This window comes from Arcicella rosea, assembly GCF_040543805.1.
In the GTDB taxonomy this organism is placed as follows: domain Bacteria; phylum Bacteroidota; class Bacteroidia; order Cytophagales; family Spirosomataceae; genus Arcicella; species Arcicella rosea.
Map to the genome: position 1 here is coordinate 1 of NZ_JBEUMS010000035.1, position 1655 is coordinate 1655.

At 38.0% G+C, this 1655-nt stretch carries 2 protein-coding genes; both read left to right on the plus strand.

Features of this window, described 5'->3' with window-relative positions:
• Positions 1 to 47: 47 nt before the first annotated feature.
• Positions 48 to 461, plus strand: coding sequence for a hypothetical protein (locus ABID42_RS23965; protein WP_367285815.1), 414 nt, complete (start codon positions 48 to 50; stop codon positions 459 to 461).
• Positions 462 to 469: 8 nt separating this feature from the next.
• The gene (locus ABID42_RS23970; protein ID WP_367285816.1) at positions 470 to 1480 is read left to right on the plus strand and encodes an IS3 family transposase; all 1011 of its coding nucleotides are present in this window, start codon (positions 470 to 472) and stop codon (positions 1478 to 1480) included.
• Positions 1481 to 1655 lie beyond the last annotated feature (175 nt).

Consider the following 1655-nt stretch of genomic DNA (forward strand, 5'->3'; position numbering starts at 1 on the left):
TGTCTCATCCTAAAAAAGCTTGACAGTATTAGCTAACCTTTAGCACAATGTCTTTATCGAGCGAATCTTCTTTTAATACAACTTTAGTTTCTTCGTCTTTCGAGCAACAGGATGAGGATTTCACTTATGAAGTGGCTTTTCGTCGCTGGTTAGTTCGAGAACTTGAGGAGCAGCGATTAACGCCTGCTCAAGCTATCGAACGTTTCAATTTTCATCCTGTTTCTGGTTATGCTTTAATTCATAAATGGCGATTGAAATATGCTCAGGAAATGGTATTATCTTTACCAGAAATGACTTTTCAAGAGAAACAAGATTTAGCCCTTCTTCAAGCCAGAACCAAGGAGCTTGAAAAACAATTGGAGCAAGCCAAAATGTACAATATTGCCTTGAATACCTTGATTGATGTAGCCGAGGAGAAGCTCAAGATTAGTATCCGAAAAAAGCCTGGAGCCAGACAGTAATTTTGCTTATGCAGTGGTATGGTCATGCCTACAGCCTTGGCTATTTCTGCAAACTGTTTGGCAAAAGCCGTCAGGCTTTTTATGAGCAAAAGACTGTGGTTCATTCAAAACCTCTTGAGGAATCAATGGTGTTGAAATGGGTATTGGAGATACGTAAAGACTTACCTCGTTGTGGTACTTCTAAGCTTTATGAGAGCCTAAAACCTCGTTTGGTAGAGCATCATATCAAGTTAGGGCGAGATGCTTTATACACTTTACTTGATAATTATGGTCTGCTAATTCGCCAACGTAAATCAAGAGCGATAACCACAAATTCTAATCATCCATACCGTAAATATGGGAATTTAATCAGGGAATTAGTCTTAGATCAGGCAGGGGAATTATGGGTTAGTGATATTACTTATATTCGTACAGCGAAGGGATTCAGTTATTTAAGTATCATCACCGATGCTTATAGTCGTAAGATTGTGGGTTACAAACTTCATCCTACTTTAGAAGCTAAGGGAGCCATTGATGCTTTGCTGATGGCTAGTAAAGACCTCAAGCGGACGGATAAACTCATTCATCATAGCGACCGTGGTATTCAGTATTGTTGTCAAGATTATGTTAATACGACAGCTCACTTAGGCATTCAATTATCGATGACAGAAAACGGAGACCCTTATGAAAATGCTCTGGCGGAAAGAGTAAATGGCATCCTCAAGTATGAATTCCTGTTAAATCAAGTTTTTGAGAGTCATCAAACGGCTCAAATAGCCGTCGATAGAGCCATCAAAAGCTATAATGAATTAAGGACGCACGATAGTTGTGACAGGCTGACACCAGTGGTAGCTCATGAACAAAAAGGAGTGTTAGTCAAGCGATGGAAGAAGCGTAATATTCAGCAGAAAGAGACTAAAAGCTCTGTAGAGAAAGTCTCTGATGAAGTGATAAAAATGCAAGAAAAGTCGCAAGAAAATCAGCTAAAACCCCATATCCAGCATACTAACTTTAGCCCAATCAAACCGAGTAATCTTTAGGAATAAACTCAGTAAGAGTAAGTAAAATCAGGAATAAGAATCGACATTAAATATCAAGTAGGAATAACCCAAAACACAAAGAAATGAACAGGAATAGAAGCCCAACCTAAAACAAAAAACAGTATTAACACAAAAGATTAAAATACATTTAGGAATAAAAAATAAATGTCGTAAT